The 26,116-nt window shown below is 65.2% G+C and carries 29 protein-coding genes; 28 read left to right on the forward strand and 1 reads right to left on the reverse strand.

Annotated features, from left to right (window positions below; genetic code table 11):
* Window positions 1–17: 17 nt before the first annotated feature.
* The 17 genes from ACTOWK_RS20030 (at window position 18) to ACTOWK_RS20110 (ending at window position 10,929) form a co-directional block, all read left to right on the forward strand.
* Window positions 18–560 (forward strand): elements of external origin, encoded by a 543-nt coding sequence (locus ACTOWK_RS20030; RefSeq protein ID WP_441331855.1) that lies wholly within the window; start codon window positions 18–20, stop codon window positions 558–560.
* A gap of 3 nt (window positions 561–563) precedes the next feature.
* Complete coding sequence (locus ACTOWK_RS20035; RefSeq protein WP_441331856.1) at window positions 564–2,510, forward strand: phage terminase large subunit family protein; 1,947 nt, start codon at window positions 564–566, stop codon at window positions 2,508–2,510.
* A 64-nt stretch (window positions 2,511–2,574) separates the two neighbouring features.
* On the forward strand, window positions 2,575–2,868 hold the full coding sequence (locus tag ACTOWK_RS20040; protein ID WP_441331857.1) for a hypothetical protein: 294 nt from the start codon (window positions 2,575–2,577) through the stop codon (window positions 2,866–2,868).
* Window positions 2,869–2,966: 98 nt separating this feature from the next.
* The gene (locus ACTOWK_RS20045) at window positions 2,967–3,185 is read left to right on the forward strand and encodes a phage head-tail joining protein (protein ID WP_441331858.1); all 219 of its coding nucleotides are present in this window, start codon (window positions 2,967–2,969) and stop codon (window positions 3,183–3,185) included.
* A 29-nt stretch (window positions 3,186–3,214) separates the two neighbouring features.
* On the forward strand, window positions 3,215–4,681 hold the full coding sequence (locus ACTOWK_RS20050) for a phage portal protein (RefSeq protein ID WP_441331885.1): 1,467 nt from the start codon (window positions 3,215–3,217) through the stop codon (window positions 4,679–4,681).
* Window positions 4,678–5,862 (forward strand): S49 family peptidase, encoded by a 1,185-nt coding sequence (locus ACTOWK_RS20055; protein ID WP_441331859.1) that lies wholly within the window; start codon window positions 4,678–4,680, stop codon window positions 5,860–5,862. The genes ACTOWK_RS20050 and ACTOWK_RS20055 overlap by 4 nt, the downstream gene beginning before the upstream one ends.
* Window position 5,863: 1 nt before the next feature.
* Window positions 5,864–6,256, forward strand: coding sequence for a head decoration protein (locus tag ACTOWK_RS20060; protein WP_441331860.1), 393 nt, complete (start codon window positions 5,864–5,866; stop codon window positions 6,254–6,256).
* 3 nt (window positions 6,257–6,259) lie between these two features.
* A complete protein-coding gene (locus ACTOWK_RS20065; RefSeq protein WP_441331861.1) occupies window positions 6,260–7,267 on the forward strand; it encodes a major capsid protein in 1,008 nt (335 codons plus the stop codon).
* Window positions 7,268–7,270: 3 nt separating this feature from the next.
* Complete coding sequence (locus tag ACTOWK_RS20070) at window positions 7,271–7,561, forward strand: hypothetical protein (RefSeq protein WP_441331862.1); 291 nt, start codon at window positions 7,271–7,273, stop codon at window positions 7,559–7,561.
* Window positions 7,554–7,982, forward strand: a complete 429-nt coding sequence (locus tag ACTOWK_RS20075; protein ID WP_441331863.1) for a hypothetical protein — start codon at window positions 7,554–7,556, stop codon at window positions 7,980–7,982. Before ACTOWK_RS20070 ends, ACTOWK_RS20075 begins: the two co-directional genes overlap by 8 nt.
* Complete coding sequence (locus tag ACTOWK_RS20080; RefSeq protein WP_441331864.1) at window positions 7,982–8,530, forward strand: hypothetical protein; 549 nt, start codon at window positions 7,982–7,984, stop codon at window positions 8,528–8,530. The genes ACTOWK_RS20075 and ACTOWK_RS20080 overlap by 1 nt, the downstream gene beginning before the upstream one ends.
* 53 nt (window positions 8,531–8,583) lie before the next feature.
* Window positions 8,584–9,342, forward strand: coding sequence for a hypothetical protein (locus ACTOWK_RS20085; protein ID WP_441331865.1), 759 nt, complete (start codon window positions 8,584–8,586; stop codon window positions 9,340–9,342).
* On the forward strand, window positions 9,342–9,776 hold the full coding sequence (locus ACTOWK_RS20090; protein WP_441331866.1) for a DUF6631 family protein: 435 nt from the start codon (window positions 9,342–9,344) through the stop codon (window positions 9,774–9,776). The genes ACTOWK_RS20085 and ACTOWK_RS20090 overlap by 1 nt, the downstream gene beginning before the upstream one ends.
* A 56-nt stretch (window positions 9,777–9,832) precedes the next feature.
* Window positions 9,833–9,961: a hypothetical protein gene (locus ACTOWK_RS20095; protein WP_441331867.1), complete on the forward strand. Its 129-nt coding sequence runs from the start codon at window positions 9,833–9,835 to the stop codon at window positions 9,959–9,961.
* The gene (locus ACTOWK_RS20100) at window positions 9,958–10,179 is read left to right on the forward strand and encodes a DUF7940 domain-containing protein (protein ID WP_441331868.1); all 222 of its coding nucleotides are present in this window, start codon (window positions 9,958–9,960) and stop codon (window positions 10,177–10,179) included. The genes ACTOWK_RS20095 and ACTOWK_RS20100 overlap by 4 nt, the downstream gene beginning before the upstream one ends.
* Window positions 10,160–10,636, forward strand: a complete 477-nt coding sequence (locus ACTOWK_RS20105; RefSeq protein ID WP_441331869.1) for a glycoside hydrolase family 24 protein — start codon at window positions 10,160–10,162, stop codon at window positions 10,634–10,636. Before ACTOWK_RS20100 ends, ACTOWK_RS20105 begins: the two co-directional genes overlap by 20 nt.
* Complete coding sequence (locus ACTOWK_RS20110) at window positions 10,633–10,929, forward strand: hypothetical protein (protein ID WP_441331870.1); 297 nt, start codon at window positions 10,633–10,635, stop codon at window positions 10,927–10,929. The genes ACTOWK_RS20105 and ACTOWK_RS20110 overlap by 4 nt, the downstream gene beginning before the upstream one ends.
* A gap of 183 nt (window positions 10,930–11,112) precedes the next feature.
* Here ACTOWK_RS20110 and ACTOWK_RS20115 read toward each other — a convergent pair whose 3' ends face one another.
* Window positions 11,113–11,577 carry a hypothetical protein gene (locus tag ACTOWK_RS20115; protein WP_441331871.1) on the reverse strand — a complete coding sequence of 155 codons (465 nt, stop codon included), beginning with the start codon at window positions 11,575–11,577 and terminating at the stop codon, window positions 11,113–11,115.
* A gap of 200 nt (window positions 11,578–11,777) precedes the next feature.
* On the opposite strand from ACTOWK_RS20115, the gene ACTOWK_RS20120 reads away from it, so the two are divergent.
* The 11 genes from ACTOWK_RS20120 (at window position 11,778) to ACTOWK_RS20170 (ending at window position 26,096) form a co-directional block, all read left to right on the forward strand.
* Window positions 11,778–13,526: a sensor domain-containing diguanylate cyclase gene (locus tag ACTOWK_RS20120; RefSeq protein ID WP_441331872.1), complete on the forward strand. Its 1,749-nt coding sequence runs from the start codon at window positions 11,778–11,780 to the stop codon at window positions 13,524–13,526.
* Window positions 13,527–13,667: 141 nt separating this feature from the next.
* Window positions 13,668–13,844, forward strand: coding sequence for a hypothetical protein (locus ACTOWK_RS20125; RefSeq protein ID WP_441331873.1), 177 nt, complete (start codon window positions 13,668–13,670; stop codon window positions 13,842–13,844).
* 167 nt (window positions 13,845–14,011) lie between these two features.
* The gene (locus ACTOWK_RS20130) at window positions 14,012–17,266 is read left to right on the forward strand and encodes a tape measure protein (protein WP_441331874.1); all 3,255 of its coding nucleotides are present in this window, start codon (window positions 14,012–14,014) and stop codon (window positions 17,264–17,266) included.
* A gap of 668 nt (window positions 17,267–17,934) precedes the next feature.
* The gene (locus ACTOWK_RS20135) at window positions 17,935–19,512 is read left to right on the forward strand and encodes a hypothetical protein (protein ID WP_441331875.1); all 1,578 of its coding nucleotides are present in this window, start codon (window positions 17,935–17,937) and stop codon (window positions 19,510–19,512) included.
* Entirely contained in the window at window positions 19,512–20,447 is a 936-nt protein-coding gene (locus tag ACTOWK_RS20140; protein WP_441331876.1) for a hypothetical protein, read from the forward strand. The genes ACTOWK_RS20135 and ACTOWK_RS20140 overlap by 1 nt, the downstream gene beginning before the upstream one ends.
* 10 nt (window positions 20,448–20,457) lie before the next feature.
* Window positions 20,458–22,167 carry a hypothetical protein gene (locus tag ACTOWK_RS20145; RefSeq protein ID WP_441331877.1) on the forward strand — a complete coding sequence of 570 codons (1,710 nt, stop codon included), beginning with the start codon at window positions 20,458–20,460 and terminating at the stop codon, window positions 22,165–22,167.
* Window positions 22,164–22,979 carry a phage BR0599 family protein gene (locus tag ACTOWK_RS20150; RefSeq protein ID WP_441331878.1) on the forward strand — a complete coding sequence of 272 codons (816 nt, stop codon included), beginning with the start codon at window positions 22,164–22,166 and terminating at the stop codon, window positions 22,977–22,979. The genes ACTOWK_RS20145 and ACTOWK_RS20150 overlap by 4 nt, the downstream gene beginning before the upstream one ends.
* A gap of 16 nt (window positions 22,980–22,995) precedes the next feature.
* Window positions 22,996–23,232: a hypothetical protein gene (locus tag ACTOWK_RS20155; protein ID WP_057916385.1), complete on the forward strand. Its 237-nt coding sequence runs from the start codon at window positions 22,996–22,998 to the stop codon at window positions 23,230–23,232.
* 2 nt (window positions 23,233–23,234) lie between these two features.
* Window positions 23,235–23,450, forward strand: a complete 216-nt coding sequence (locus tag ACTOWK_RS20160; RefSeq protein ID WP_343123768.1) for a hypothetical protein — start codon at window positions 23,235–23,237, stop codon at window positions 23,448–23,450.
* Window positions 23,437–25,650: a phage tail protein gene (locus tag ACTOWK_RS20165; protein WP_441331879.1), complete on the forward strand. Its 2,214-nt coding sequence runs from the start codon at window positions 23,437–23,439 to the stop codon at window positions 25,648–25,650. The genes ACTOWK_RS20160 and ACTOWK_RS20165 overlap by 14 nt, the downstream gene beginning before the upstream one ends.
* 2 nt (window positions 25,651–25,652) lie before the next feature.
* Window positions 25,653–26,096 carry a hypothetical protein gene (locus ACTOWK_RS20170; protein ID WP_223619016.1) on the forward strand — a complete coding sequence of 148 codons (444 nt, stop codon included), beginning with the start codon at window positions 25,653–25,655 and terminating at the stop codon, window positions 26,094–26,096.
* The last annotated feature ends 20 nt before the right edge of the window (window positions 26,097–26,116 follow it).

The following is a 26,116-nucleotide window of genomic DNA, read 5'->3' on the forward strand; positions in this document are numbered from 1 at the left end:
AGTCGAATCCTTCTAGCGTGGGAATTTCCATCCGGGCCTACGGCCGCCACCGTGGCGTGTCGGATACCGCTGTGCGCAAGGCCATTGCGACCGGACGCATCAGCGCCGAGGCAGATGGCACGATTAATCCGGCTCGCGCCGACGCCGAATGGGCGGCAAGCACCCGCGCGCCGGACCCGCCCTTGGCAGTGCCAGTGCGAGCGCGCGCGGCAAACGGCGCGGCCGTTGACGACCTGGCTGGCGTAGCGCCGGTCAGTACCAAGGGCGGCAGCAACACCTACGCGCAGGCGCGCACCGCCAATGAGGTGCTCAAGGCGCAGCATCACAAGCTGCGCATCGCCCAGCTCAAGGGTGAGCTGATCGATCGTTCACAGGCGATGGCGCAGGTGTTCGCGCTGGCGCGGGCCGAGCGCGACGCCTGGCTGAACTGGCCGGCGCGGATCAGCTCGATGCTTGCCGCCGAACTGGACGTTGACCCGCACACGATGCACGTCGCGCTGGAGCGCGAGGTGCGGCAGCACCTGACCGAACTCACGGAGTTCAACGCTCGACTGGATTGATCTTTGTACGACGGCTTCGACCACGTTGAGAAGGCGTGGCGCGATGGTCTGACGCCCGATCCATTTCTCGACGTATCCGATTGGGCCGACCGGGACCGGGTGCTGTCCAGCACTTCGTCGTCGGAACCCGGCCGCTGGCGTACGGCGCGTACGCCGTACCTGCGCGACATTATGAACGACCTGTCTCCGGCCTCGGCGACGGAACGCGTCGTCTTCATGAAGGGCGCGCAGGTCGGCGGCACCGAGTGCGGCAACAACTGGATCGGCTACGTCATCGCCTGCGCGCCCGGGCCGATGATGGCCGTGGCGCCCACAGTCGAAATGGCCAAGCGCAACTCGAAACAGCGCATCAACCCGCTGATCGAGGAATCACCGTCGCTACGCGAGCACATTGCGCCCTCGCGCGCGCGGGACGCCGGCAACACGATCTTGGCCAAGGAGTTCCGCGGCGGCGTCCTGGTCCTGACCGGCGCCAACAGCGCGGTGGGCCTGCGCTCGATGCCGGTGCGCTACCTGTTTCTGGACGAAGTGGACGGCTATCCGCGCGACGTGGAGGGCGAAGGCGATGCGGTGGCGCTGGCCGAGGCCCGCACCCGTACCTTCACCCGGCGCAAGATCCTATTGGTCTCTACGCCGACGATTGCCGGCGCCAGCACCATCGAACGCGAGTACCTGGCCTCCGACCAGCGTCTTTACTTTGTGCCGTGTCCACACTGCGCCCATGCGCAATGGCTCCGGTTCGAGCAGTTGCGCTGGACCTGGGGCGACCCGCATTCCGCTCGCTACATCTGCGAGTCCTGCGAGCAACCGATCGGCGAGCACTACAAGACCGCGATGCTGGCGGGCGGCGAATGGCGGGCGACCGCGCCGCAGAACAAGGGCAAGACGGCGGGCTACCACCTGTCGTCGCTGTACTCCCCGGTCGGCTGGCGCAGCTGGGCGGACATCGCCGCCGCCTGGGAATCCGCGCAGGGATCGGCCACGGCGCTGAAGGCATTCAAGAACACCGAGCTCGGCGAGACCTGGGAAGAGGAAGGCGAGGCCCCGGATTGGGAGCGCCTGCTGGAGCGGCGCGAGGACTACCGGATCGGCAGCGTGCCCGCCGGTGGCTTGTTGCTGACCGGCGGAGCCGACATTCAGAAGGACCGCATCGAGGTCTCGGTCTGGGCGTTCGGGCGCGTTCGGGAGACTTGGCTGGTCGAGCACCGGGTGCTGATGGGCGACACCGCCCGCGCCGCGGTCTGGAATGAGCTGGGCGCGATCCTATCGGAGCAGTGGACCCACGCCAGCGGCGCACTGCTGCCGCTGACCCGCATGGGCCTGGACACCGGCTTCGCGACGCAGGAAGCCTATGCGTTTGCGCGCGGCGTCAGCGACCCGCGGCTACTGCCGATGAAGGGCGTGGGCAGCGGCACGGCACTGATCGGTACACCGACCGCCGTGGACGTCAGCGTGCCGGGCAAGCGATTGCGCCGGGGCCTGAAGTTGTTCGCCATTGCGGGCGGAATCGCCAAGCTGGAGTTCTACAACGCCCTGCGGTTGTCGATCGAGATCGGCCCGAACGGACAGTCGGCATTCCCAGCCGGCTACATCCATCTGCCGAAGATCGACGGCGAGTTCCTTCAGCAGCTGACGGCCGAGCATCTGATCAGCCGCCGGGACCGCCATGGCTACCCTGTTAGGACCTGGGAGAAGCGACGGGATCGAAACGAGGCGTTGGACTGCTACGTCATGGCGCGCGCCGCGGCGATGCAGGCGGGCGTCGATCGTTTCGAGGAACGTAACTGGGTTGAGTTGGAGCGCAGCCTGAAGATCATGAAGAAATGTGCGTCAGATGACACAGAGGCATTGAGGGATATCCCCCATAGCCAGGCATTTGCAGGAGCGAGTACCGTCGCAAATGGGCGTCGCTCGCGCAGGCTGGTGCGAAGCCAATGGCTCGGTGCATGATGTGTGGTGCCAATCGGCGGGAGCCGATAGGACGGCGCGCAGAGAACACTAAACGAGCGGAATCATGATCCCGACATTCTTCAAGGGTTCCACCGACGTCAAGGACATGCTGCAGGACCTGGTGGACGATGGACTGATCGGGATTCACGGCGGACGGGTCGAGGTTCGCAAGCGCCTGAGTGAGCTCGGCGCACTGCTGAGGCGCGAGGGCCTGCAGGGTTACAACACCGTTTCCAGCATCAATCACCCCGAAACCGAAATCGGGGTGGCGTTCTACATGGATTTGTTTACCTTCAAGGAAGCACGGGCATCCCTACTTCGTGGCTATGAACTTCTGAGCCGCAAGCCCATTCCATAGCGTAACCATCGGCCCCGGATCTGGGGCGCCGATTACTTCATCAAGACACAAGCCGCCCCCTGGGCGGCTTCGTCGTTTCTGTACTTCGATTTCTCTCAATGTCTGATCTTCCCTATACCCATGAGCAGCTGAAGGCGCTCAGGGCGGCGCTTACCCGCGGCGAGCGCCGCGTCAGTTTCGGCGACCGGCTGGTCGAGTACAGGTCCGTCGATGAGTTGTTGGCCGCGATCCGCGAGATCGAAGCCGCGCTCGCCGGCACCGAAGGCCAGCCGCGCCGCGTCCGCCGTTTGCGCGTGACCACGAACAAAGGATTCTGATGAGTTGGTGGTCCCGCCTCCGAACCTCGATGTTCGGAGGCTCGCCCGTGCACGAAGCATCGGGCTACGGCCGCCGCTCGACCGCCTGGCAACCCAGCAACCCGGGTGCCGTGGCCGCGTTGCTGGCGACCGGCGACGCCTTGCGGGTGCGCTCGCGCGACCTGGTCCGGCGCAATGCCTGGGCCAATGCCGCGATCGAGGCGTTCGTCGCGAACGCGGTCGGCACCGGCATCAAGCCACAGTCGCTGCTCACCGATCAGCCGCAGCGTGAAGCCCTGCAAGCGCTGTGGCGGGATTGGTGCGACGAGGCCGACGCGGCCGGACTGACCGACCTGTACGGCTTGCAGGCCCTGGCCTGTCGCGCGCTGCTGGAGGGCGGCGAATGCTTGGTGCGCCTGCGCCCGCGTCGCGACGAAGACGGCCTGGTCGTGCCGCTCCAATTGCAGGTGCTCGAACCCGAGCACCTCCCGATGTCGCTCAACCGGGAGGAGCCGAACGGCAACCTGACGCGCGCAGGCATCGAGTTCGACCGTCTCGGTCGACGCGTGGCGTACCACCTGTATCTGTCGCATCCGCAGGACGGGGCGATGGCGCCGATGTCGCGGCATGGCGGCATGGAAACGTTCCGCGTGCCGGCTTCCGAAATTCTGCATATCTTCCGGCCACTGCGGCCGGGGCAGATCCGTGGTGAGCCGTGGCTGGCGCGCGCGCTCGTCAAGCTCAATGAGCTGGATCAGTACGACGACGCCGAGCTGGTCCGTAAGAAGACCGCGGCCATGTTCGCCGGCTTCATCACCCGCGACGGTCCGGAAGATCCGTTGCCCGGGGACGGGCCGCCCGACGAGTCCGGCAATGCACCGCTCGGCCTGGAACCGGGCACGTTGCAGATCCTCGAAGCCGGCGAGAACGTCACCTTCTCGCAACCGGCGGACGTGGGGTCGAGCTACGACCCATTCCTGCGCGCTCAGTTCCGTGCCGTCGCAGCCGCCATCGGCATCACCTACGAGCAGCTCACTGGCGACCTGTCCGGGGTGAACTACTCCTCCATTCGCGCGGGCCTGCTGGAGTTCCGGCGCCGCTGCGAGATGGTCCAGCACGCGGTGCTGGTCTACCAGCTGTGCCGGCCGATCTGGAATGCGTTCGTCGACGCGGCCGTGCTGTCGGGTGCGATCGAGCTGCCGGGCTATCGACGCCGTAAGCGCCAGTACCGCACCTGCAAATGGGTACCCCAGGGCTGGAGTTGGGTCGATCCGGAGAAGGAGTTCAACGCGATGATCCTGGCGATCCGCGCCGGACTGCTGTCGCGCTCCGAGGCGATCGCCAGCTCCGGCTACGACGCCGAGACCATCGACCGCGAGATTGCCGCCGACACCGAGCGCGCCGATGCGCTTGGCCTGGTCCTCGACACCGATCCGCGCGTCGTCGCCCGTAACGGCGTCAAGCACGCAACACCTCCCGCCGATTCCGCGGCCAGCGACCCGAAGCCTACCGAATGACCGGACTGCCTCACCTGGCGGCGCGCGTGTTCAACACGCCGCTGCTCATTCAACGCGCCAAGCTGGAAGTCATCCTGGGCGTGCTGGCGCCAAAGTTCGAGCTGCAAACTCTGCCGCCCCCGCAGATGGCGCCGCCCGGTCCGGCACCCCCGCCCACCTTGCAGACCCAGAACGGCATTTTCGTCTTGCCGGTCCACGGCACCCTGGTGCAGCGAACGATTGGGTTGGACGCGCTGTCCGGGCTGACCAGCTACCAATCGATCGCGCGCCGGCTGGATGCGGCGTTGGCCGACGAGTCGGTCCGCGGCATCGTCCTCGATATCGACAGCCCCGGCGGCGAAGCCGCGGGCGTCTTCGATCTCGCCGACCAGATCCACGCGGCCCGAACGCGCAAGCCGATCTGGGCGGTGGCCAACGATGCCGCCTTTTCGGCCGCCTACGCCATTGCCAGTGCGGCGGACCGCGTCTTTCTAACCCGCACCGCCGGTGTCGGTTCGATCGGCGTGATCGCCTTACACGTCGATCAATCGCAGTCCGACACGAACGCCGGATTGAAGTACACGCCGATCCATGCCGGGGCGCGCAAGAACGACGGAACGCCGCATGGCCCCTTGACCGATGAAGCCCGCAATTCGATCCAAGCCGAGGTCAACCGCCTCCACGAACTGTTTGTCCTGACTGTCGCGGACCAGCGCGGTCTGAGCGCCGAAACCGTACGCAAAACTGAAGCGGCGCTGTACTTCGGTCAAGACGCCATCAACGTCGGCTTGGCCGATCACCTCGGCACGCTCAGCGATGCCGTGCAGCAGATGCACACCGAACTCGACGCTGCGATGCGTCCCTTCCCCTTGGAGACCCCCACGATGTCCACCCCCGAAGCGACGGCGCCGGCCGTCGTCGATCTTGATGCTGCCCGCGCGCAAGCCCGCGGCGATGCCCTCGCCATCGCCGAGCTGTGCGAACTGGCCGGCCAGCCGCAGATGACCGCGACGCTGCTGGCCGAAGGCGTGACCCCGGCCGTCGCCCGCCAGTGCTTGCTCGCGGCCAAGGCCGACTCCGCCGAGATCACCAGCCACCTGTCGCCGGTTGCGCCGATGGCGACCACTGCGGTGTCGCTCGATGACAACCCACTGATCCACGCCGTCAAGGCGCGCGCCGCTGCCGCGCGAAAGGAGCGCTGAGATGCGACTGACCACGTACCCACCGATCCACGAGGGTCAGAATCTGGGCGATCTGCTCAAGTTCGAGGCCGACAACCTGTACTCGCGCGACCAAGTCACCGTCGCCGCCGATCAGGTGCTGAAGCTCGGTCACGTCGTCGGGCGTATCACCGCGACCGGCGAGATTGCTGCGCTCGATCCGGCGGCCACCGATGGCCGAGAAGTCGCTATCGGCGTGGCGATCGTTCCGATCACGACCACGACCGACCTGAGTCCGGACGGCTTGATCATCGCCCGGCACGCGACCGTCGCCGACCACGCCCTGGTCTGGCCGATTCGCGTCACCCCTGAACAACGCGCCGCCGCCGCTGCGCAGCTGCGCACCATCGGCGTCCTCGTGCGCCGCGGAGCCTGATCCATGTCGATGAACAACCCGTTCCACAACCCCGCGTTCTCGATGAGCGCGTTGACCACCGCGATCAATATCCTGCCGAATCAGTACGGCCGTCTGGACGAACTGAACCTGTTTCCGGTCAAGCCGGTGCGTACGCGCCAAGTCACGGTCGAGGAGCGCAACGGCGTGTTGTCGCTGCTTCCGACCCAGCCGGTCGGCTCGCCGGGCACCGTGGGCAAGCGCGGCAAGCGCGCCCTTCGCGCCTTCAATGTCCCGCATATCCCGCATGACGACGTGGTGTTGCCGGAAGAGGTGATTGGCGTGCGCGCCTTTGGTTCGGAGAGCGAACTGCAAACGGTCGCCGGGGTCATGGCCGATCACCTCCAGACGATGCGCAATAAGCACTCGATTACGCTCGAACATTTACGGATCGGTGCACTAAAAGGCGTGATCCTCGATGCCGATGGCAGCGAGCTCGCGAACCTGTTCGATATCTTCGATATCGCCCCGAAGACGTTCGATTTTCAGCTGAGCAAATCCGATACCGATGTAAAGAAGAAGTGTCTTGATCTCAAGCGTTATATGAGCAAGACCTTGCTTGGCGAGCGCATGGTGGGCATCCACGTCATGGTGTCTCCCGAGTTCTTCGACGCCTTTACCGGTCATCCTGCGGTCAAGGACGCGTATCGCCTGTGGCAGGACGGTCTGATTCTGCGCGAGGACATGCGGTCGGACTTTCGGTTCGCCGGCATCCGTTTTGAGGAGTACACCGGCGAGACCGGCAACGCCGACGGCACCACCCGCCGCTTCATCGAGGAAGGGGAAGCGCATGCCTTCCCGCTCGGCACGCTCGACACTTTCGCGACCTACGTGGCGCCGGCGGATTTCAACGAGAGTGTCAACACGCTCGGCCAGCTCCTTTACAGCAAGCAGGCTCCTCGCAAGTTCGACCGCGGCACCGACCTGCACACCCAGTCCAATCCGCTGCCCATGTGCCACCGCCCGGCGCTGCTGCCCAAGCTGAAGGCGTAAGCCGTGAACGCCTTCTCCACGATGGACGACGTAATCTTCGACACGCTCGCCGTCGTCGCGCAGGTTCAGCGCCGTCCTAACCCCTCGGTACGAACCCTCCTTGTCGTGCGCGACGGCGTCGAGCGTTTGGGCGAGTTCCAGCAGATCGTCGGCCGATCCCGTCATGTTCTGGCGCGGAATCGGGAGTGGGTGTTCCGGCGCGGCGATGAGGTCACCCTCGACGGGCAGATCCAGCCGGTCGAGGCGTTGGTGAAGGACGACGGCTTGGTCAACGAGGCCGTCCTGCGTGGCTAACCCCGCCCCGAGCTGGACGCTCTTGCACCGCGTCGCTGAACGCTTGGCCGAAATCCGGATCGCCCGGGATTACCGTACCGACATCGGCACGGCGGTCGCTTTGGAGCCGGCTCAGCATCCCGTTGACGAAGTGGTCGGCCTGACCTTGGCGGCCTTGGGCATCCAACTCGATCCCAGCAAACCGCAGGGTCAACACCGGCTATTGCAGGCGCTGGCTGAAGCGACGGTGCCGGCGTCTCTGGTCGACGCTCACGCTCGGTCGCACGCGATCGCCGCGGACATCGAAGACGCGCTCGATGCCTGGATACCGCTGCCGAATGCACTGCCTGTGCAGGTCGAGGACATCGTGTTCCTGGACCGGCCCGAAGGACTGCCGGTGGTCGCGGTTCAAGTCGCCCTGACGATCCGCTACCGCCGCTGATGCGCCTGTCCCTCGATGCGAATGGCGTGCTGGACACGGCCAGGCGCATCAGCGAAATCCCGGCAAAGCTCGCCCTCGCCCAACGTCGCGCACTGGGCACCCTGCGCCGTCGTTGGCCGGTGATCGCCCGTCGCGACATCCAGACCGAGTACGCCTTGTCGGCCCAGCGCATCCGGGCTGGCATTAGCGTGCGCACCACGCGCGAGGGCGTCGAGCTGGTTGGTGTCGCGCGCGGTGTCGGCCTGCGCAATTTCGCCTCCAAGCGCAGCGCCGACGACCGCGGCCTGGATTACACCGCGGTGCGTGGTCGGCGCAGCTTTAAGCGCTCGGGTTTCCATCGCCGCCACGACGGCGCCGACATCGCCTTCGAACGCACCCCGGTCGCGGGCGCCAAGCGCGTGCCGCGCACCCCGATCCGTCGCCTGTATGGCCCCTCGCTGGCGCAAATGCTGCGCCACGGCGACCGACCCGAGCGCATGGGGCAGGTGGGCCTGGACGTCATCGCCGCCGAGATCAACCGGCTGCTGCTGCGCTCCCTGCGCCGCTAACCGGCGGCCGTCTGGCCGCCCCGACACCATCCTATATAGGAGCAAGCGACCCGATGGCCGCGCAGGATTTGTTTTCCTTCCAGGGCAAGGTTTACCTCGCCCAGCGCCAACCCAATGGCAAGCCCGGCCCGCTGCGTTGGGTCGGCAACGCGCCCCAGCTTCAGCTCGCGCTGGAGGTGCAGAACTCCGATAAGACGGAGTCGTTCAGCGGCAACCGGATGCTGTACGGCCGCTTGGTCCAGAGCAAGACCGCGAACGTCAACCTGACCCTGGACGAGGCCACCCCGGAGAACCTCGCCGAGGGCCTGTACTCGATTCCGGCAACACTGCCGGCGGGCGCTATCAGCAACGAACTGCTGCCGCCTGGCCTGAAGGCCAACGACCTGATCGCGCTCGACCGAGGCTGGATCAGCGAACTGTCGTTGACCGACAGCGCCACGCCCCCGGTCACGGTTCCCGCTGCGAACTGGTGGACCGAATCGGCGTCGTCGGGCCTGATTGGCCTGCGCAACGTCGACGGCCTGACCCAACCGTTCAAAGCGACTTATCAACACGGCGAGACGGTCAATATCGCCCTGCTCAACAGCCCGCCGCCTGAGCGGATGCTGTTTCTGGATGGCATCAACACGGTCAACGGCCGCCGGGCGAAGGTGACGCTCTATCGCGTCGCGTTCAATCCCATCGAGCAGCTGGACCTGATCTCCGAGGAATGGGGCAGCCTGCAGTTGTCGGGTGCCGCGCTGTTCGATGAGACCCGTGCGCTCGATCCATCGCTGGGCGGCTTCGGTCGGATCGAGATGGTGAGGGCGTAATGGCGCGGAAGATTAAACGTCCCGATACGCCGCCGGCCGACGACTTGACCGTGCTCCAGCCCAACCGGGTGCTGCCGCTCGGCGATCGCACGGTAACCGTGCGCGAGCTCAGGTTCTTCGAGAGCCTGCGGCTGCACAGCCAGATTGCCGCGCTCGTCGCCGACCTGGTCGAGCAAACCGACGACGGCAACATCGACCTGGGCCGCCTGCATCGGGTCTGCGCCCAGCATCCGGACGCTACCGTCGAGTTGCTCGCGCAGGTCAGTGATCAACCGGTCGAGCTCGTCCATTCGCTCAACGCCGCGCAAGGCGACTTGCTGCTGCTGACGTTCTGGGCGATCAACGCCGATTTTTTTCTGCAGCGCGTGATCGCGGCGCTGGAACTGCGACGCACGGCGCCGGCAGCGACTGGCCCAGCGTCCTCGCCACCCTGATTGACCACGGCCACGACTGGCCGTGGATCGAGCGCGCCACCGCGCGCCAACTCGCCTTGTTCTACCGCGTCGCCATTCAGCGCGAACGCGTGCTGCGCGCCGAGCGCATCGAGGACGTCAATGCCGGCTTCGCCGGTGGACGCGACGTCACCGCCTTTATTCAATCCCTTCGGAAGACCCCATGAAGCTGATCGAGAACTGGCGCCACGCATGGCGCTTCGTAAGTGTGCAATCGATGACCCTGGCGATCGCCCTTCAGGGCGTATGGCTGAACCTGCCCGACGACCTACGAGTGCATGTGCCCGACCGGATCGCCGCCAGCGTAACGGCGAGCCTGCTCCTGCTCGGCCTGATCGGCCGCCTGTTCCAGCAGCGAGGTCCGGATGGCACGACTCTCCGCTGAGCAGGCCGGCGGCCAGAACGTCCTCGCCTTCCTCGACATGATTGCCCACGCCGAGGGTGTCGAGCGCTTCAGCGAACACGGCGGTTACGATGTGCTGGTCGGCGGCGGTCGATTCACCAGCTACACCGAGCATCCGCGCAAGATGATCTGGCTGCCGAAGTATCGCATCCACTCCACAGCGGCCGGTCGCTATCAATTCCTGTGGCGCACGTGGAACAACCTACGCAACCGCCTGAAGTTGCCCGACTTTGGCCCTGCCTCGCAGGACCGCGGCGCCATCGAATTGCTGAGTGAGACCGGTGCGTTGGCCGACATCAAGAAGGGCTGGATCAGCTCGGTCGTGCGTAGGTCCCGCAAGACCTGGGCTTCGTTGCCCGAGGCCGGCTATGGCCAGCGCGAGGTACCAATGGAGAGATTGCTCGCCGTATACGAAAAGGCGGGAGGCCAGATCGCATGATCGCGCTCAAAGTCTGGGCGACGACGCTGCTGACCGCGTTGGCCGCCGTACTGGCGGCCTTCGGCTGGGGTCGTTGGCGAGGTCGCCAACGGGCCCGCGACGAGGCCGAAAGCCGTCTGGCTGCCAGTGAACAACAGGCGGCGATAGCCGAGCGCGTCGCAGCACATTCCCAAACCCGATCCGAGGTCGACACCCTTGTCCACCAACTTCCCGACGCCGAAACCACACCGGTGGCGGAGGCTGTGGCTGATTCTGCTGCTGACCGGCTGCGCAACGAATGGTCGCGTGACTGAGTCCGACACCTCGGGATGCGAATGGGTGCGCCCGATCTACGTCTCTCAGCAGGATGTCTTGACTGATCCAACGGCACGCCAAATTCTGGCTCACAACGAGACCGGTCGCCGCCTTTGCAATTGGAAGCCTGGCAAGAACTATCGGTCAGCACCGGAGTGATTCAGCATCTCCGGATGCGGCGATCATGTCCGCCCCATGTGGGCCCTGACCAGGCAGGTCGCGTTCCCAATAAGCGCAATTGCGATGCTCGCGATCCAAAGCCAATAGCCGATGTCTTTGGAAATAATCGCGCCGGAATGACCAGCCTCGTTGACGATGATTTCGTGGCGGAAGAGGAAAGCGCCGGCGGTAGCCAATGCGGCTGCGGCAAAAATCCCACCAGCTATAAAGTGCTTCTTCCATAGCAGCAGCCAAGAAAGAAACAAAGCTGGATTGGCATACCACTCAAAGACACCAATGAGAGGACCAAGGAATCCCATCAGCAGTTTCTCGTAGGCAAGGCCACTGTGCATCTGGCTGCTCGCCGACTGCACCGTGTATGCCGGCAGTACGAGGCAAACAACGAAAGCGAGCAGGCTTAAGGCAAGAAACTTTTTGATCACCCGCCGCTCGGCTTCATCGGAAGGTCTGGCTGTACTTATGCTCATTAGGCTTTGTCGTCCTTGAGGGGGCTTGGATCGAAACCGAAGAGTCTATCGGAACCCGTATTTAGCTACTGAGGCATGGGATTTTGTCCTTTGCACAAAGGCGACAAGTGCAAAGCACATTCCGCGAGGCCCACTCTCGGGATCGGTATTGGCTTTGAATCTCTCGCGGCGACCTCCAGAGGGATTGTCCGCAGGGAACCGTGACCCGCCTCACCGTCCGCCGGCCGGCGCTCTCGGTATTCTGGGCTAAGCCTGGAGGGCTGTGGATGGAAGGATTCCGAAAGCACATTGCCAACGCGCTTGCGTTGCTGGCGCTCTGGCTGGTCGCGACCGGCGCCATGGGAGCCGACTTCCGTCTGGAACGATTGGAGTCGTCGAGCGCTATCTCCTCGGAGCGCATTATCGATGGCACCCGCGATCGCGACTTCCGTTCGGTCAGCAGCACTGAAATCGTCAATCCCACGGCGGCCCCACAGTGGTGGCGTCTGGTCTTGGAGCGTTCGGTCGCAGACACTGAGCTGCCGCAACTGGTCTTCACCCATCCGAATCGTAAGACCATCGAGCTTTGGCAACCTGGACAGGCCACCCCGCAACGTCGGGCCACGCTTGATGCGGAAGGTCGGGGAGTTCGGCCCTCGCGCTTTCATGTCTTCGCACTAGCGCCGAAGCTGCGTGCTGGCGACATCCTCTACCTGAGGGTCGCCTCCGCAACCCGGACTCCGGCCGCGGTATCGATAGCCCCGTTGGGGCAGGTGTACGAAGCCGAGCTCGCCCATGTCCGCTATCGCACGTCGGTGCTAGTGGCTCTGGCGCTGATCTCCGTGTTGGCCTTTGGCTATTTCATAGCGCTCAGTGAGCGCGGCTATGCTTATCTCGGTCTGACCTTGGCGGCGCAGCTGGCGAAGTTGACGATCGACGGCGGCGAGATTGGCCAATGGCCCTGGCTGGCCGAGATGGCCGCTGATCGCCGGGCAAACATCGTCATCAGCACGGCCGCCGTTCTAGCCGGAGTTCGATTCATTGCGTTCTTCCTCGGCTTGCCCCAGCACCAGCCGCGTGTCGCGCGAGCATTGGATATTTGCAGCGTGCTGCTGGGCGGATTGCTTTGCGTTTCGGTCATTCAGGTCTGGTCGGTCAGCGCCTACTTCGGTAACTCCGTGATGCTTGCGGCCTTCGCGATCATCGCCATAGGTGGGTTCCTGGCACTTCGGCGCCGCCAGCGCGAGGCGCTGTATCTGTTGATTGCGTGGGCACCGGTAATGGCCATCCTGGTTGCGCTCGTCGGCGGCTACCAAGCATGGTGGCCGATGACCGATTGGATCGAGTCGTCGCTCCCGGCGGGTTTGGCGTTCAGCGGTTTCGGACTGTTCCTCGGATTGACCGATCGGCTGCGGCAACTGCGAAAGGACCGAGACACGGCGCAGCAGCGTTGGACGTTTGACAAGCTGACCGGGGTCATTACCCGCGATGCCGTCGAAGTGATGCTCTTGGAGCAGATGGATCGCGCGCTTCGGTTCAAGCAACCATTGGCGGTCATCTTCATTGATATCGATCGGTTCAAGGAAATCAACGATCGCTATGGGCACTCGGCAGGCGACGACGCGATCCGCGTCGTGGCACTACGCGCGCGAAACTGGCTGCGTACGGAGCACTTGATCGCTCGCTATGGCGGTGACGAGATGCTGGTGCTGCTGTACAACCACGATCAATTCGCGGCTCTCCAAGTAGCTGAGGACTTGAGGCTAGCGGTGACGCAGCACCCGTTGGCGGTGCAGGGCCAGCTCGTACCCGTCACGCTGAGCATGGGCGTTGCCGATATGCAGCCGGGCGATACGCTCACCGATTTACTGAATCGGGCAGACGCGGCCCTGTATCAGAGCAAGATGAATGGGCGGAGCCGTGTCACTGCTCACGGCATAGTTGCCGCCACGCCATCCGGCGCGACCTAGCCGGACTGTGATCGGGGAATCTGTGAGGCGCATCAACCTCTAGTGCAAAGGCACTGGGGCTAGGGTCCGTGCGGGCTAGATTGGGGCACGGCCGATGGGGACATGGCCGTACCTATCCATCATGCCTAAAGGACCCAAGCCATGAAGCTCCATCGACTCGTTGCCGTAGCCATTTCGATCAGCCTGCTCTTCTGCGTCGGCTGCGAAGTGCCCACACCACCCAACATGATCGAGGCCAGCGCCAAGGCGGCAGGTGAACAGGCCAATCGCCTACTGGTCGAATCGTCTAACACCGCATACGCCGCACCACGGCACTGAGTGCTTCGCGGCTTCCTTGCCGCCGTTTGATGAACCTCTTTAGAGCCGCTGAGGTCAAACCTCAGCGGCTCTAGCTTTCGTGGACGCCGGGCGCGTCCGTTCTCTCATCTCCCATAGCGCTCTGGTCGCCGACGCGGCCGGAGTGTTCTGGCGCGCGCGAACACTTCATGGCCAACCGCGACACCACGATCACACTGTTGATCAAGGCCAACGCCGCACAGCTCAATCAGGCGCTGGAGCAAGCGGGAGTGCGTGCCCGCGCCTTTGGTAACGAAGCCGAGAATGCGGGTCGCCGAAGCAGCAAGGGATTCCAGCAAACCCGGAACAGCATCGCAGCCATCGGCCAGCAACTCGATCAAGCCAGGACGCAGCTTCTCGCCTTTGTTGGCCTGCAGAGCGCGGGCGACGCGGTTGGCGGCCTGGTCCGTGCAGCCGATGGATACGCCAATCTCTCGGCCAAGATCAAGCTCGCCACGACCTCGCAGGCCGCGTTCAATCTGGCCGAGGACGCGGTCTTTGCGATCTCCCAGCGGACTTCGACCGCGCTCGATTCCACCGCGACCCTGTTCGGCCGGCTCAGCAGTGCGCTCAAGGACCAGGGCGGATCGCAGCGCGAAGTCCTCGGGCTGACCGAAACGATCAACAAGGCGCTGGCCGTCTCCGGCGCCACCGCGGCAGAAACGTCGTCGGTCATCGTGCAGCTGAGCCAGGCGTTCGCCGCCGGCCGCCTCAGTGGCGACGAGTTCAACTCGATCAACGATGCCGGCCCGCGCTTGATGAAGGCGCTGGCCGACAGCATGGGCGTCACGGTCGGCGAGCTGAAGGCCTTGGCCGAAGCGGGCAAGCTGACCAGCGAGCAGCTCCGTATCGCCTTCTCCGGTGAGCAGGCGAAGAAGATCGCCGCCGAGTTCTCGCAACTGCCGCTCACGATCGAGCGCAGCTTGGTCCAGCTCGATAATTCGTTCACCCGATTTATCGGGCAGCAGGATCGGGCCAGTGGCGTTTCGGTCGCGGTCGCCAGTTCAATCCAAGGGCTGTCGCAGAACTTCGATAGCCTCTCGGCGGTGATCGGTGTGGTCGCGGTGGCGGCGCTAGGCCGGCTGATTGCGACGCTGGCCACGGCCGGTGCGGCGAAGGTATCCGCCCTGCGGAAGACGCAGCAACTGGCGCAGGAAGAACTGGCGCAGGCGCGCGCGGCCGAGGCGGCTGCACAGGCCGAGCTCGCACGCGCCCGGGCCCTGGCGATGTCCGGCGCTGGCGCCACGCGGGTGACCAGTGCCGAGGCCGGACTGGCCGCCGCGCAGGCCCGGACTGCGGCAGCGACTCAGGCGGCTACGGCCGCCTTGGGCGCGAAGGCCATCGCGATCCGCAGCCTATCGTCAGTGCTGACGTTGATGGGTGGCCCCCTGGGCTTGGCGATAACCGGCGTGACCCTGCTCGCCGGCGCGTTCGCCACGGCGAGCGCGAACGCCAGTGCGGCCAGGGCCGAATTTGAAAGCACCATCAAAGCCGCCCAACGATTTCGCGAGCAGCAGGACGTCGATGCCGGGGTCGATGCCGGCAAGCGGTTGATTGCGCAGCGCGATCAGCTGCGCAAAGAGCTTGAAGATCTGGAAGGTATCCAGAAGGGTGGGGGTGGCTTCCACATCAACCAGGGGCAGAGTTCCGGGCGCCTTTTGTACGGCGGCGAGCTGGAAGGCGAAATCAAACGCGTGCGCTCGCAGTTGGAGCGCACCAACAAGGAGTTCGACCAAGTTCGAGGCTCGCTGGGTGAGCTGCGCGCCGCCCAGGCCAGTGGCGGACGCACCCGGGTACAGGTCACCAAGCAGGCCAATGACTTCACCAAAGCGCTGACCGAGCAGAACGAATCGCTCAAGGTGGAGCGGATCGAACGCGAGAAGGGGCTGCGGGCGGCCCTGGAGTACCAGGCGGTGAAGGCCGCGGGCGTCAAGGACGCCACGCAACTGACCGATGCGATGCGCAAAGCGATTGACGTGCAGGTCCGCGAACGCGAAGCGGCCGCGGCTGCCAGCAATGCGGGCCGTGCGCAGACCAAGGCCGTTCGCGATGCCGAGCGCCAGCGCAAGGCGGACGAGCGCAAGTTGGCTGCTGATCAGAAGAAGCAAGCGCAGGCCGACGCCAAAGAGAAGAAGGACGATGACGCGCTGGATCGTACGGTCCAAGATGTCGACATCGCGCTGTTGCGCAACCGCGGCGACGGCGCAGCGGCGCGCAGGAAGGAGTTGATTCTTGAGTACAAGCAGGCGCTAGCCGATCTTCAGTCGAAAGGCCGCACCGCCGATGCGCTCAAGGTTCAACTGCGCATCGACACCGACGTGGCGAAGGTCGAGCTGGAAGACCTGCAAGCCCAGGTCGACCGCGTGTTCGGCGAGCAGTCCCGGCAAGAACAATCCATCCAGACCCGTCAGCAAGCCGGTCTCCTGACCGAAATTGGTGCGCGTCGGGAGTTGATCGACCTGCATGCCCGCACCGCGGCCGAGGTCGAGCAGCTCTTGCCGAAGATGGATCAACTGGCGGCCAAGACCGGCGCGCCGGAGTCGATCGAGCGGGTCAAGGATCTGACCGCGCAGGTCGCTGCGCTCAAGGTGCAGTCGAATGAGCTAGTGGTGACGCTCACCAACGGCTTCGAGTCTGGCCTAAGCAACGCGCTCGAAGGTCTGGCTACCGGCACGCTGACATTGCGCCAAGCGCTGACCGGCCTGGTGCAAGATATGGCGCAATCGCTCGCTCAGCTCGCATCGCAGCAGCTGGCAGCGATAGCGACCGCCAAGCTGATGTCGCTTGTCGGCAAACTGGCCGGTGGCAAGGGCACTCCGGATCTCGCTCAGCCCGATCCGGTGCAGGCCGCTGCTGCGGGTGCGGCCTACGCCGTGCCGATCACGGGCGCCTCAGTCGCGCTCGGGGCCGCGGGCGCGGTAGTCATGAAAGCCGCAATTGCGATGCAGGCCGCGGCGACGACGATGCTGGCCGCGAAGGCGGCCAAATCCGTATCGGGATTTTCGAGCGGCGGCTTCACCGGCATCGGTCCGAAATATGCACCGGCCGGCGTTGTTCACCGAGGCGAGTTCGTTCACCGCCGAGAGGTCGTGCGTGAGCCCGGTGCTCGCTCGTTCTTGGAACGGTTCAACCGACTGGGTATGGCAGCGCTCGACGGGTTGCGCGGGTACGCCACCGGCGGGTTCGTCAGCCCTGCGCCCCGCGCCCCGACACCTGCTAGGGGGCCGATGGCCGAGCGACCTGGGCGCTCGACGGACAACGAACATCGCGGATCGCAGATCACCAACGTGCTCTACCTCGATCCCCGCGAAATCGTGAATGTCATGGGCACTCAGGCCGGGCGCCAGATCATCCTGTCGACCATTCGGGCGAATGCGCCAACCGTTCGTCAGGATCTCGGGTGACCTTTTTGACTCAGCATTTGGCGAGTCGACTTTCGACGCCACCATCACGAGTCGTGATTAGAATCCGAAATTGAACAGACGTGGGCGACTTCCCCAGACACCCCTAGGAGCGTCTGTTCAGCGGTTTGGTCGGCGATGGATCGCCGACCTGCCATCTGCATAATCTTCTCCGAGTGTGGCCACCGGATCGGTGGCCAGTTCTACCCATGTCCAGCAGCTGCCTCGTTTGCGTCTGGCGATGGTGTGCGGAAAGAACCACATTTCCCGTTGCTCGGACGATTGATAGGCTCAGTGCAAGGCATAAGTTTCCCTATAGGCCCTGCCCACGCGACCGGAGCACACGCCGGTCGCGTTTTTATTGGCGTCCCTGGCATCACTGAAGACATTCACTAAGCACATTTTCGCCAGCTTGAAAGCACACTGGGCGGAGCGATAAAACTGATCTTGAAGACGGGCACTCTCCCCAGAGGCCCTCGGCAAGTCCGTCTGCGGGAGGGGCTTGTCCCACAGCAAGCCCCCCGCCCTTGCTCGGAGCTGTGTAACGAACTTTGACGCCGCCTTAGATGGCGGCGTTTTTTTGCGCAGCTCACGACGCACTTCTAGTGCATCCCCTACCTTTCCAATGCGATCGGCCCCAAAGGCCGGTCGCATTTTCTTTGCCCAATGACATGACACTTCGCACCGGCATCGCATCCGACTACTTCGACTTCCTCTATCAGCTTGAATCGGCCTTGTGCAGCGAAGGGCACGCCTGGGGTTCGCTCTATGCGGGCGCCGGCAACGGCACACTGATGGGTTCGGACGGTTCGACTGGGGGCTACCGCGGCGGGGTCGCGTCCGTAGCGGAGGCTTTCACCGTCACCGCGCTCGACACCGAGCGCTTCCAAGTAATCGGCACCGCCGCGGGCGATCTCGGCACCGCGCGGGTCGGCCAACCATTTGAAACCGACCGGCTGCGATTCCGGATCAACGCGGGTTCCGTCCCGTTTGTCGCGGGCGACCGCTTCACCCTGAATACCTCGCCGGCTTGGACGTTGGTGCGACGCTACGGGTGTCGGAACGCCAACGCACGGACTACCAACCTCGCCAATCCGATCGCCGTCTTCGACAACCGCATTGACACCGTAGCCACGCGTCCCGTCGCAGACCTACCGGCTCCCGCTACGATCGAAATGATCGGGCCGACCTCGGTCAGGGCAGTGACACTCGGCATCGGCGACAGCGGCGCGCGCGGCCCGGCCGCGTTCGCGCTTCAGCGCTCCGATGACGGCGCGACTTGGGCGTCCGTGCAAGCCTGGTCGGGGCAGATGTGGCCGACTGCCAAGATGCGGCGCACGTACCCGGTTACCAGCGCGGCACCATCTGCACGGTTCTGGAGGGTGATGATCACCGCGGCAGCGGGGGGTGATCCGCTGGAAGTGAACGACGTCAGCTTCCACACCGATCTCAATGCCGACTTCGAGCTGGAGGACCGGGCGCAGTGGATCGTGCAGGCGCCGGGCCTGGACGGGCAGAAGGCGATCTTCTTCGGTGCTGAACTGTACGAAGATGCCGCGCGGGCGGCCTACAACCTCAATTGGTACGGTTTCCGCTCGCACAACCCGCTGCGCAGCCTGCGTACCCAGATCAACGTCAGCGGGCTGCGCTGCTTGCCGCTCCGCAACGGCCCATTTGCCTACTGGCTGGCCATCAACGGCCAGCGCGTCGCCATCGTTGCCCGAATCGGCACTGTCTACGTCAGCGCCTATCTGGGCTTAGTCAACGCCTACGAGCCGCCGTCGATTCACGAGTACCCACTCGCAATCGGCGCGTGCGGCTCTGTGGAAATACTGACTCCGGACATGACCGATGCTAACTTCCGATGCTTCTTCGATCCTGGCCGCTATAGCCTGGTCGCGAATTACCCGGACAACGTCTGGCGGGTGCACGCCAATCGGTACGCTGTCGGAGCGAACGAGTATGGCGACAGTGAAACCCCGGGCAAGGTCTATCCGAGCGCCATGTCCACGTCCGGTGATCGCGCGTATCTGCGCGAGAACCTCGACGGTTCTTCGCCCGTTCTTCCGCTGATCCTCGGCAGCTCGAATCCGCGGCATTCGCTCGGCGAGTTCGATGGCTGCGGTTGGACCACCGGGTTCAGCACCGCCTCGGAGTCACGCATCGACCATGAGAGCACGGCCTGGATGGCGTTCCAGAACGCCTTTCGCACTTCGCCCGATAACTACTTTGCCCTGAAGCTGGACTGATGGCGTACGCGACTTCCGCAGCAAACGATCCCAATGAGCTGCTCGACAAGCTGCGTCTGTTTGCTCAGGGCAACGGTTGGACCGTTGATGGGCTGCGCGATCGCACGGCCAAGGTCGGGAAGGCACTGAGCCTGCATGCGGGCCAGTTGTACGCGACGTTCCTGACCGAGCTGACCGGTGGCGACGGCAACCGGCCTCCACCGTTCGTGGGGGCCTTCGGCCACACCGGCTATGTCGCAAGCGCCAATGCCGACGTACAGAACGAAGCCAGCGCGGTTGCCTGGACCAACTACGCCCAGGGGCCGTACAGCGCCGTTCACTTTTTCAGCCGAACCGCGCCCCAGCCTTACCTGCACATCGTGCTGGAAACCCAGGCCGGCACGTTCAAGCACTTTGGGACCGGCCGCCTGATCACGGCGGGGGCGGTTCACACCGGCCAGTACGTCTACGGCAGTCAGTGGTATTACGACGCCAACTACATCAACAGTCCCGACGATCAACGCCATGCCGTAGCGTTTGATGACAACTGGTACAACTTCGTCTCGCCGGTAACGCGGGTGCGCGCCGACTACGACGGCGTTGCGCCACGTTGGCATTCCGTTTCGGACTCGGATACCGACGCACGTCGGCTGCTGTGCGGCTGGCGGGGTAAATCGGCGCCCATCAATCTGCTGAAAGACCTGGGGCACAGCACGCTCACCGGGCGCGCACCAGGGCAGCCGCTGTGGTGCGCGGTCCCGCGTGGCGCCGGGTTGTTCTCCGGCATCGGCCATCCCCCAGATCTGCGCTTTATCCGCCTCGACAGCTATGCGCCTGGCGAGGAACTGACCCTGGGTAGCGACCGTTGGAGGCTCTTCCCGGTCCACCGCAAGAACGGCCCGGCCGGCACCCCCAACAGCGGCGTCTACGGCTACGCCTACCGCATCACCGACTGAGCCGAACCCTATGCCGTGGACCGCCCTGTGGCCGCTGACCTTCAGCGGTCAGGGCGACTACTTCACCTCGCCGCCGGTCTGGGATGGCCGCGCTAGCGGCGCGCTCGGCTCGGAGCCGCGATTCGGTGCGCGCTCTGTCGCGGTGCCGCAGCACGTCGCGGACCAACGCCGCGGCGCGCTGCAGGCAATGTTCGGCGACGACTTCTTCGATCGGATTCACGTCGAGCCGCGCGTACTCAACCTGGGCAACGTCAGCAGCGTGCAGCAGCGCGCCGTGCGCGTCTGGAACGCCTACCGCGCGCGTGCTCTGACGCTAACGGATGCCGCGCTGGTAGCTGGCGAAGGCATCGTACTTACGGCGCCCGGTGCAACGCCGCTGCCGTTCGCTCCGCTATCGGAGCGAACGTGGCAAATCGCAGTCGGCACCGATGGCCCTCCGGTCATTGCTGCGACGCTGTCGTTTCAGTTCGCCGGGTTCGGCGCGACCCCGGTCGTCATCACTGGTCAGCGCATCGTCGCCTGGGCCTTTGCCCCGGATTGGTCGCGCAGCGTGCTCGAACGGCTGGCGTGGAAGACCGACATCCTGACCAGCCCGACGCAGGTCGAGCAGCGCCGTGGCCTGCGCTCCACACCGCGCCGTTCGTTCGAGGCCACGATGATCGTGGATGGCCGCGAACGGGTGCTCCTGGACTTGGCCATATTCGGCTGGGGTGGGCGGACTTGGGCGCTCCCGATCTGGCCCGACGTGCAGTGGCTGCCGAACGAGCATGCTCTGGGTATCCGGGTGATCGCTTGCGACCCCGTGCATCGCGACTTCCGTGTTGGCGGCCTGGTGCAACTGCGCGGGAAGACCGCCTTCGAGGTCGAGGTGGCTGAGGTCGAGGCCATTGGTGCCGCCTCGATCACCCTGCGGCATCCGACAACAAAGGCGTGGCCGCGCGGTACCCGGCTGTATCCGGTGCGGACTGCGCGTTTGGCTGAGCCCCCGAAGGTCACCCGGCTTTCGGATCAAGCGGCATCGGTCAGCGCCCGCTTCGACATCGTCGAGTCCTGTGACTGGCCAACCGTGGCGGACGCATCGATGTATCGCGGCCATCCCGTATTGGCGAAGCGGCCGGATGAAACCGAGGCCCTGTCGAGCGGCTGGCAGCGAGCGCTGTTGACGCTGGACAACGAGTTCGGCCGACCCTTCGTAATGGACCCGGCGGACTGGGCGGCGGTATCGCAGGCCCACCATTGGCGCATGCATGGCCGCGCCGAGCGGGCGACGGTCCGTTCCTGGCTGTACTCCCTGCGGGGCCGCCAGCGCGCCGTCTGGCGGCCGACCCACGCCGACGACTTGGTCCTGGTCGCCAACGTCGCCGGCACGGCCACGGCGCTGGATGTGGCGAACGTGGGGCTGGCGCGGTTCGCGGGCCTGCGGCCTGGCCGACGCGACCTACGGATCGAGTTGCGGGACGGCCAGGCCTTCCACCGTCGGATCACCACCGCGGTGGCGTTGGACGACGAGATCGAGCGGCTGACGATCGATGCGGCCCTCGGCGTGGATGTGCGTCCCCAAGCGGTCCAACGCATCAGCTTCCTGGTGCTCAGCCGCGGCGACAGCGACGAGGCCGAAATCGAACACCACACCGACAGCGACGGCACCGCCGACGCTTCCCTTGTCCTTCGCGCGGTGCGCGATCCCGATAGCGACGATAGCGGCCCCGCACCGGCATGAGTTTCGAGCAACTGGAACGATCGACTGCCGCGGGCAATCCGCGGCGGCTGTACGAGTTCGTGCGCGGCGCCCAGCGCTGGCGCTACACCGGTGGCGACCGCGACTTCGCCCTAGACACACAGACCTACCGGGCGGTTGCCGTTCGAGACGACGGTATTCGCCAGTCGGGGCATACCGCCAGCGACATGCTGACGATCACTGCGCCGGGTGATTTCGAGGTCGCACGTCTGTACCGCGGGCTGCCGCCGTCGAGCGAGGTGGCCGTTGTCGTCCGCGATGTCCACGAAGGCGATGGTGATGCGCACGTAGTCTGGATGGGCCGCGTAGCGGGCGTGAACCGGCCGTCGCTGGAAAGCACCGAGGTCCGGTGCCAGTCGCTCGATGCCGCGCTCGGACAGCCTGGGTTGCGGTTGGCCTGGACGCGCGGTTGCCCGTACACGCTCTACGACCGCAATTGCCGGGTTAATCCCGAGTCCTATCGGGTTCCGGCCTCGCTGACGATGCTCGCGGGCAACGTCGTCACCGCCGGCATTTTTAGCCAATACCCGGACGGCTGGTTCGCGGGCGGCTTCCTGGCGTGGGATCTGGGCGAGGCCGGTTTGGAGCGGCGCGGCATCCGCACGCATATCGGCGAGCGTCTGGTCCTGCTCGGCGCCGGAGACGGGCTGCGCGTAGGCCAGGCCGTTGTCGCCTATCCCGGCTGCGGCCGGTCGATGGCGATCTGCCACGCCAAGTTCAACAACGCCCCGAACTACGGCGGCGTGCCCGGGCTGCCGGGCAAATCGCCGTTCGACGGCACGCCCCTCTTCTGATTCGCGGAATCTCGTCATGAACATCTGGGTCCAGCTCGCGATCTGGGTCATCAGCTATTTCGTCTCGGCGGCCGCACGGCCGAAGCCACCGCAGCCCAAGCCGGCCGCGTTCGGCGACTTCCAGTTCCCACAAAGCACCGAGGGCACGCCGCAGTCGGTGGTGTTCGGCGATGTGTGGACACCGGACTGGATGGTGCTGGGCGTCGGCCAGTACCGGACCCAGCCGATCAAACAGAAGGGCGGCAAGAAGTGATCGTGACCCTGGATCACCTACGCCGCGCGCCGGGGTTCGGAGCGCGACCGGGCTTCTGTGCTCGAGGCGGACGCGAGTGGTTTGCCTACTACGGCCTGGACTGGAGCGCGTTCTTGCGCGACGGCATTGACGCCGAGGTCATCGAAGCGACTGGGGATGCCTTGGGCCTGCACCTGGTCGCGTTCGCGCGCGCGGAGGCTGAGCGTGGGCAGCAGTAAGAAACAGACGGTCGGACATCGATATTTGTTCGGGCTGCACATGGGCCTATCGCGCGGTCCGCTGGACGAGCTCGTCGAGATCCGGGTTGGCGACCGCGAAGCCTGGAAGGGCTCGATCACCAAGACCGGGCGCCTCTTCATTAACAAGCCCGACCTGTTCGGTGGCGACAAGGGCGAAGGCGGCATCAAGGGCTGGCTCGATGTGCTGATGGGCGAGGCGGCCCAAGCGGTCCTGCCGGCGTTGGGCGCGCTGCACGGGGTGCCGACGCCCGCGTTCCGCAACGTCACCACGCAGTACTTCGATGGCCAGATCGCGGCCAACAACCCGTACCCGAAGCCCTGGAAGATGCGCGTTCGCCGCGCATTGGCCGGCTGGGACGGCGCGCCGTGGTACCCCGAGAAGGCGGTGATCTGGCTCGCCAACGGTGCGGTCCGGGCGATGAACCCGGCGCACATCCTGGTCGAGTGCCTGACCAATCGGGATTGGGGACGTGGCCTGGACCGCGGCGTGCTGGACGAAACCAGTTACCGCGCCGCTGCCGACACCCTGCATGCCGAAGGATTTGGGCTGTGCCTACGGTGGAACCGGCAGTCGTCGATCGCCGACTTCATGCAGGTCGTGATCGATCACGTCGGCGCGGCGCAGTACACCGATCGCTCGACCGGTCGGCTGACCTTGAAGCTGATGCGCGACGACTACCGGGTCGAAGACCTGCCGGTGTTCGACTACGAGTCGGGCCTGCTGGCGATCGAGGAAGACGAGGGGGCAGCGCAAGACGGTGCGATCAACCAGCTGATCATCACGTGGTACGACCCGATCAAGGACGAAGAGCGACAGATCCGGGTCGAGGATCTGGCCGGTATCCAAGCCACTGGCGGCGTGGCCTCCAGCACCACGGAGTACAAGGGCCTGCCGACCGCAGAGCTGGCGGGGCGGGTCGGCATTCGCGACCTGACCGTCGCCTGTTCCGGGCTCAAGCGGTTGAAGCTGCGCTTCGACCGCCGCGGCGGCATCCTGGCGCCTGGCGGCGTGTTCCGTATACGCGAGCCGTTTCGTGGCCTGGACAACCTGGTCTTGCGGGTTGGGACATTCGATGACGGCAAGCTGGCCGAGGGGGCGATCACAGTCGCCGCGGTGCAGGACGTGTTCGGCTTGCCGGCGACGGCCTATCTGGAACCGCAGCCGCCGGTTTGGACGCCGCCGGACCGCATTCCGCAGCCGTCGCCGAATCGGCGGCTGATTGAGGCCAGCTACCGCGACCTGGCCACTACGCTGACTGCCGCGGAGTTGGCGGCTGTGCCGGTTGATGCCGGCGCCGTTCTGGCTGTGGCCGAACAGGCAGGCGGCCTGGCGCTGAACTACGTGCTGACGACGCGTGTCGGCAGCGGCGAGTTTAGCGAAGCCGGTGTCGGCGACTGGTGCCCCACCGCAGTGCTCGCTGAGGCAATGACCGCCACCACAGTGGCAGTGCAGTTGGCCGGCGGTCGAGGGCTGGATCAGATCACGGCCGGCACGGCCGCGCTGCTGGATGAAGAGGTCGTTCGTGTCGTCGCCGTCGATCCGCAGGCGCAGATCACGACGCTGGCGCGTGGATGTGCCGACACCGTGCCGGCGCTGCACGCAACCAGCGCAAGACTTTGGTTCTATGACGACTACGCCGCTGCCGATCCGAACGACTACAGCGTAGGCGAAACCGTGCAAGCCAAGCTGCTAACGCGCACGTCAAGCGCGCAGCTCGATCCCGCGCTGGCGCCGGTGGACACGGTCAAGCTGGCCCAGCGCCAGGCGCGCCCCTATCCACCGGGTGATCTGAAACTCAACGGCCTGGGCTATCCGACGTCGATCGACGGCGACCTGGTGGTGACCTGGGCCCACCGCGACCGGCGACTACAAGCGGACCAACTAGTCGACCACGGGCAGGGATCGATCGGCCCGGAGGCCGGCACAGCCTATGTGTTGCGGTTACTGGACGACATCGCCGGCGGCGTGCTGGACAGCCCGGCGGCGACGACCGGAACCAGCTACGCCGCGCCGCTCAAAGGCGCCTATCGGCTGCGTGCCGAAGTGGCCTCGACTCGCGACGGCCTGACGAGTTGGCAAAAGGCTACTCACACCTTCGACTTCAAGAACGGACTGCTGCGCTCGGAGACCGGCGATGAGCTGGTCACTGAGGCGGGCGACTACCTGCTCATAGAGTAAACATGGCGAATCAAAAACTGTCCCAACTACCGGCAGCTAGCGCGCTGACCGGCACCGAGATCGTGCCCATCGTGCAAGGCGGGCAAACGCGAAGCACTACTGCCGCCGCGGTCGCCGACCTCCGCAAGGGGGTGTGGCAGACGCCGACGCTCAACGCGCCGTGGGCGAACTATGGTGACGTCTTCGCGTCAGCCGGTTACCGACGCGATGGAGGCAGGGTCCAGTTGCGAGGGCTGGTGAAGGCGGGTGCTGGCGGAACCGCCATCTTCGTGCTGCCCACGGGCTACCGCCCCCCCACGCAGCAGATTTATACGGCCGTAAGCGATTCGAGCACCCAGGCACGTGTCGACGTGAAAACAAATGGAGAAGTGCTGGTATCGCAGCCGGGCGCCGGAGTGCTTGGCTGGCTATCCCTGGACGGCGTCGCGTTCTTCACCGATTCCTAGATCAAAAGCGAGAGGGCGCC

The sequence above is a fragment of the Lysobacter sp. CA196 genome, from assembly GCF_052078695.1.
Classification (GTDB): domain Bacteria; phylum Pseudomonadota; class Gammaproteobacteria; order Xanthomonadales; family Xanthomonadaceae; genus Lysobacter.

Bases quoted from the DNA above. Each gene is read 5' to 3' on its own strand.
- ACTOWK_RS20040 (WP_441331857.1), top strand. From the start codon at position 2,575: ATGATCCCGACATTCTTCAAGGGTTCCACCGACGTCAAGGACATGCTG.
- ACTOWK_RS20045 (WP_441331858.1), top strand. From the start codon at position 2,967: ATGTCTGATCTTCCCTATACCCATGAGCAGCTGAAGGCGCTCAGGGCG.
- ACTOWK_RS20050 (WP_441331885.1), top strand. From the start codon at position 3,215: ATGTTCGGAGGCTCGCCCGTGCACGAAGCATCGGGCTACGGCCGCCGC.
- ACTOWK_RS20055 (WP_441331859.1), top strand. From the start codon at position 4,678: ATGACCGGACTGCCTCACCTGGCGGCGCGCGTGTTCAACACGCCGCTG.
- ACTOWK_RS20060 (WP_441331860.1), top strand. From the start codon at position 5,864: ATGCGACTGACCACGTACCCACCGATCCACGAGGGTCAGAATCTGGGC.
- ACTOWK_RS20065 (WP_441331861.1), top strand. From the start codon at position 6,260: ATGTCGATGAACAACCCGTTCCACAACCCCGCGTTCTCGATGAGCGCG.
- ACTOWK_RS20080 (WP_441331864.1), top strand. From the start codon at position 7,982: ATGCGCCTGTCCCTCGATGCGAATGGCGTGCTGGACACGGCCAGGCGC.
- ACTOWK_RS20085 (WP_441331865.1), top strand. From the start codon at position 8,584: ATGGCCGCGCAGGATTTGTTTTCCTTCCAGGGCAAGGTTTACCTCGCC.
- ACTOWK_RS20090 (WP_441331866.1), top strand. From the start codon at position 9,342: ATGGCGCGGAAGATTAAACGTCCCGATACGCCGCCGGCCGACGACTTG.
- ACTOWK_RS20100 (WP_441331868.1), top strand. From the start codon at position 9,958: ATGAAGCTGATCGAGAACTGGCGCCACGCATGGCGCTTCGTAAGTGTG.
- ACTOWK_RS20105 (WP_441331869.1), top strand. From the start codon at position 10,160: ATGGCACGACTCTCCGCTGAGCAGGCCGGCGGCCAGAACGTCCTCGCC.
- ACTOWK_RS20110 (WP_441331870.1), top strand. From the start codon at position 10,633: ATGATCGCGCTCAAAGTCTGGGCGACGACGCTGCTGACCGCGTTGGCC.
- ACTOWK_RS20115 (WP_441331871.1), bottom strand. From the start codon at position 11,577: ATGAGCATAAGTACAGCCAGACCTTCCGATGAAGCCGAGCGGCGGGTG.
- ACTOWK_RS20125 (WP_441331873.1), top strand. From the start codon at position 13,668: ATGAAGCTCCATCGACTCGTTGCCGTAGCCATTTCGATCAGCCTGCTC.
- ACTOWK_RS20130 (WP_441331874.1), top strand. From the start codon at position 14,012: ATGGCCAACCGCGACACCACGATCACACTGTTGATCAAGGCCAACGCC.
- ACTOWK_RS20135 (WP_441331875.1), top strand. From the start codon at position 17,935: ATGACACTTCGCACCGGCATCGCATCCGACTACTTCGACTTCCTCTAT.
- ACTOWK_RS20140 (WP_441331876.1), top strand. From the start codon at position 19,512: ATGGCGTACGCGACTTCCGCAGCAAACGATCCCAATGAGCTGCTCGAC.
- ACTOWK_RS20145 (WP_441331877.1), top strand. From the start codon at position 20,458: ATGCCGTGGACCGCCCTGTGGCCGCTGACCTTCAGCGGTCAGGGCGAC.
- ACTOWK_RS20150 (WP_441331878.1), top strand. From the start codon at position 22,164: ATGAGTTTCGAGCAACTGGAACGATCGACTGCCGCGGGCAATCCGCGG.
- ACTOWK_RS20155 (WP_057916385.1), top strand. From the start codon at position 22,996: ATGAACATCTGGGTCCAGCTCGCGATCTGGGTCATCAGCTATTTCGTC.
- ACTOWK_RS20170 (WP_223619016.1), top strand. From the start codon at position 25,653: ATGGCGAATCAAAAACTGTCCCAACTACCGGCAGCTAGCGCGCTGACC.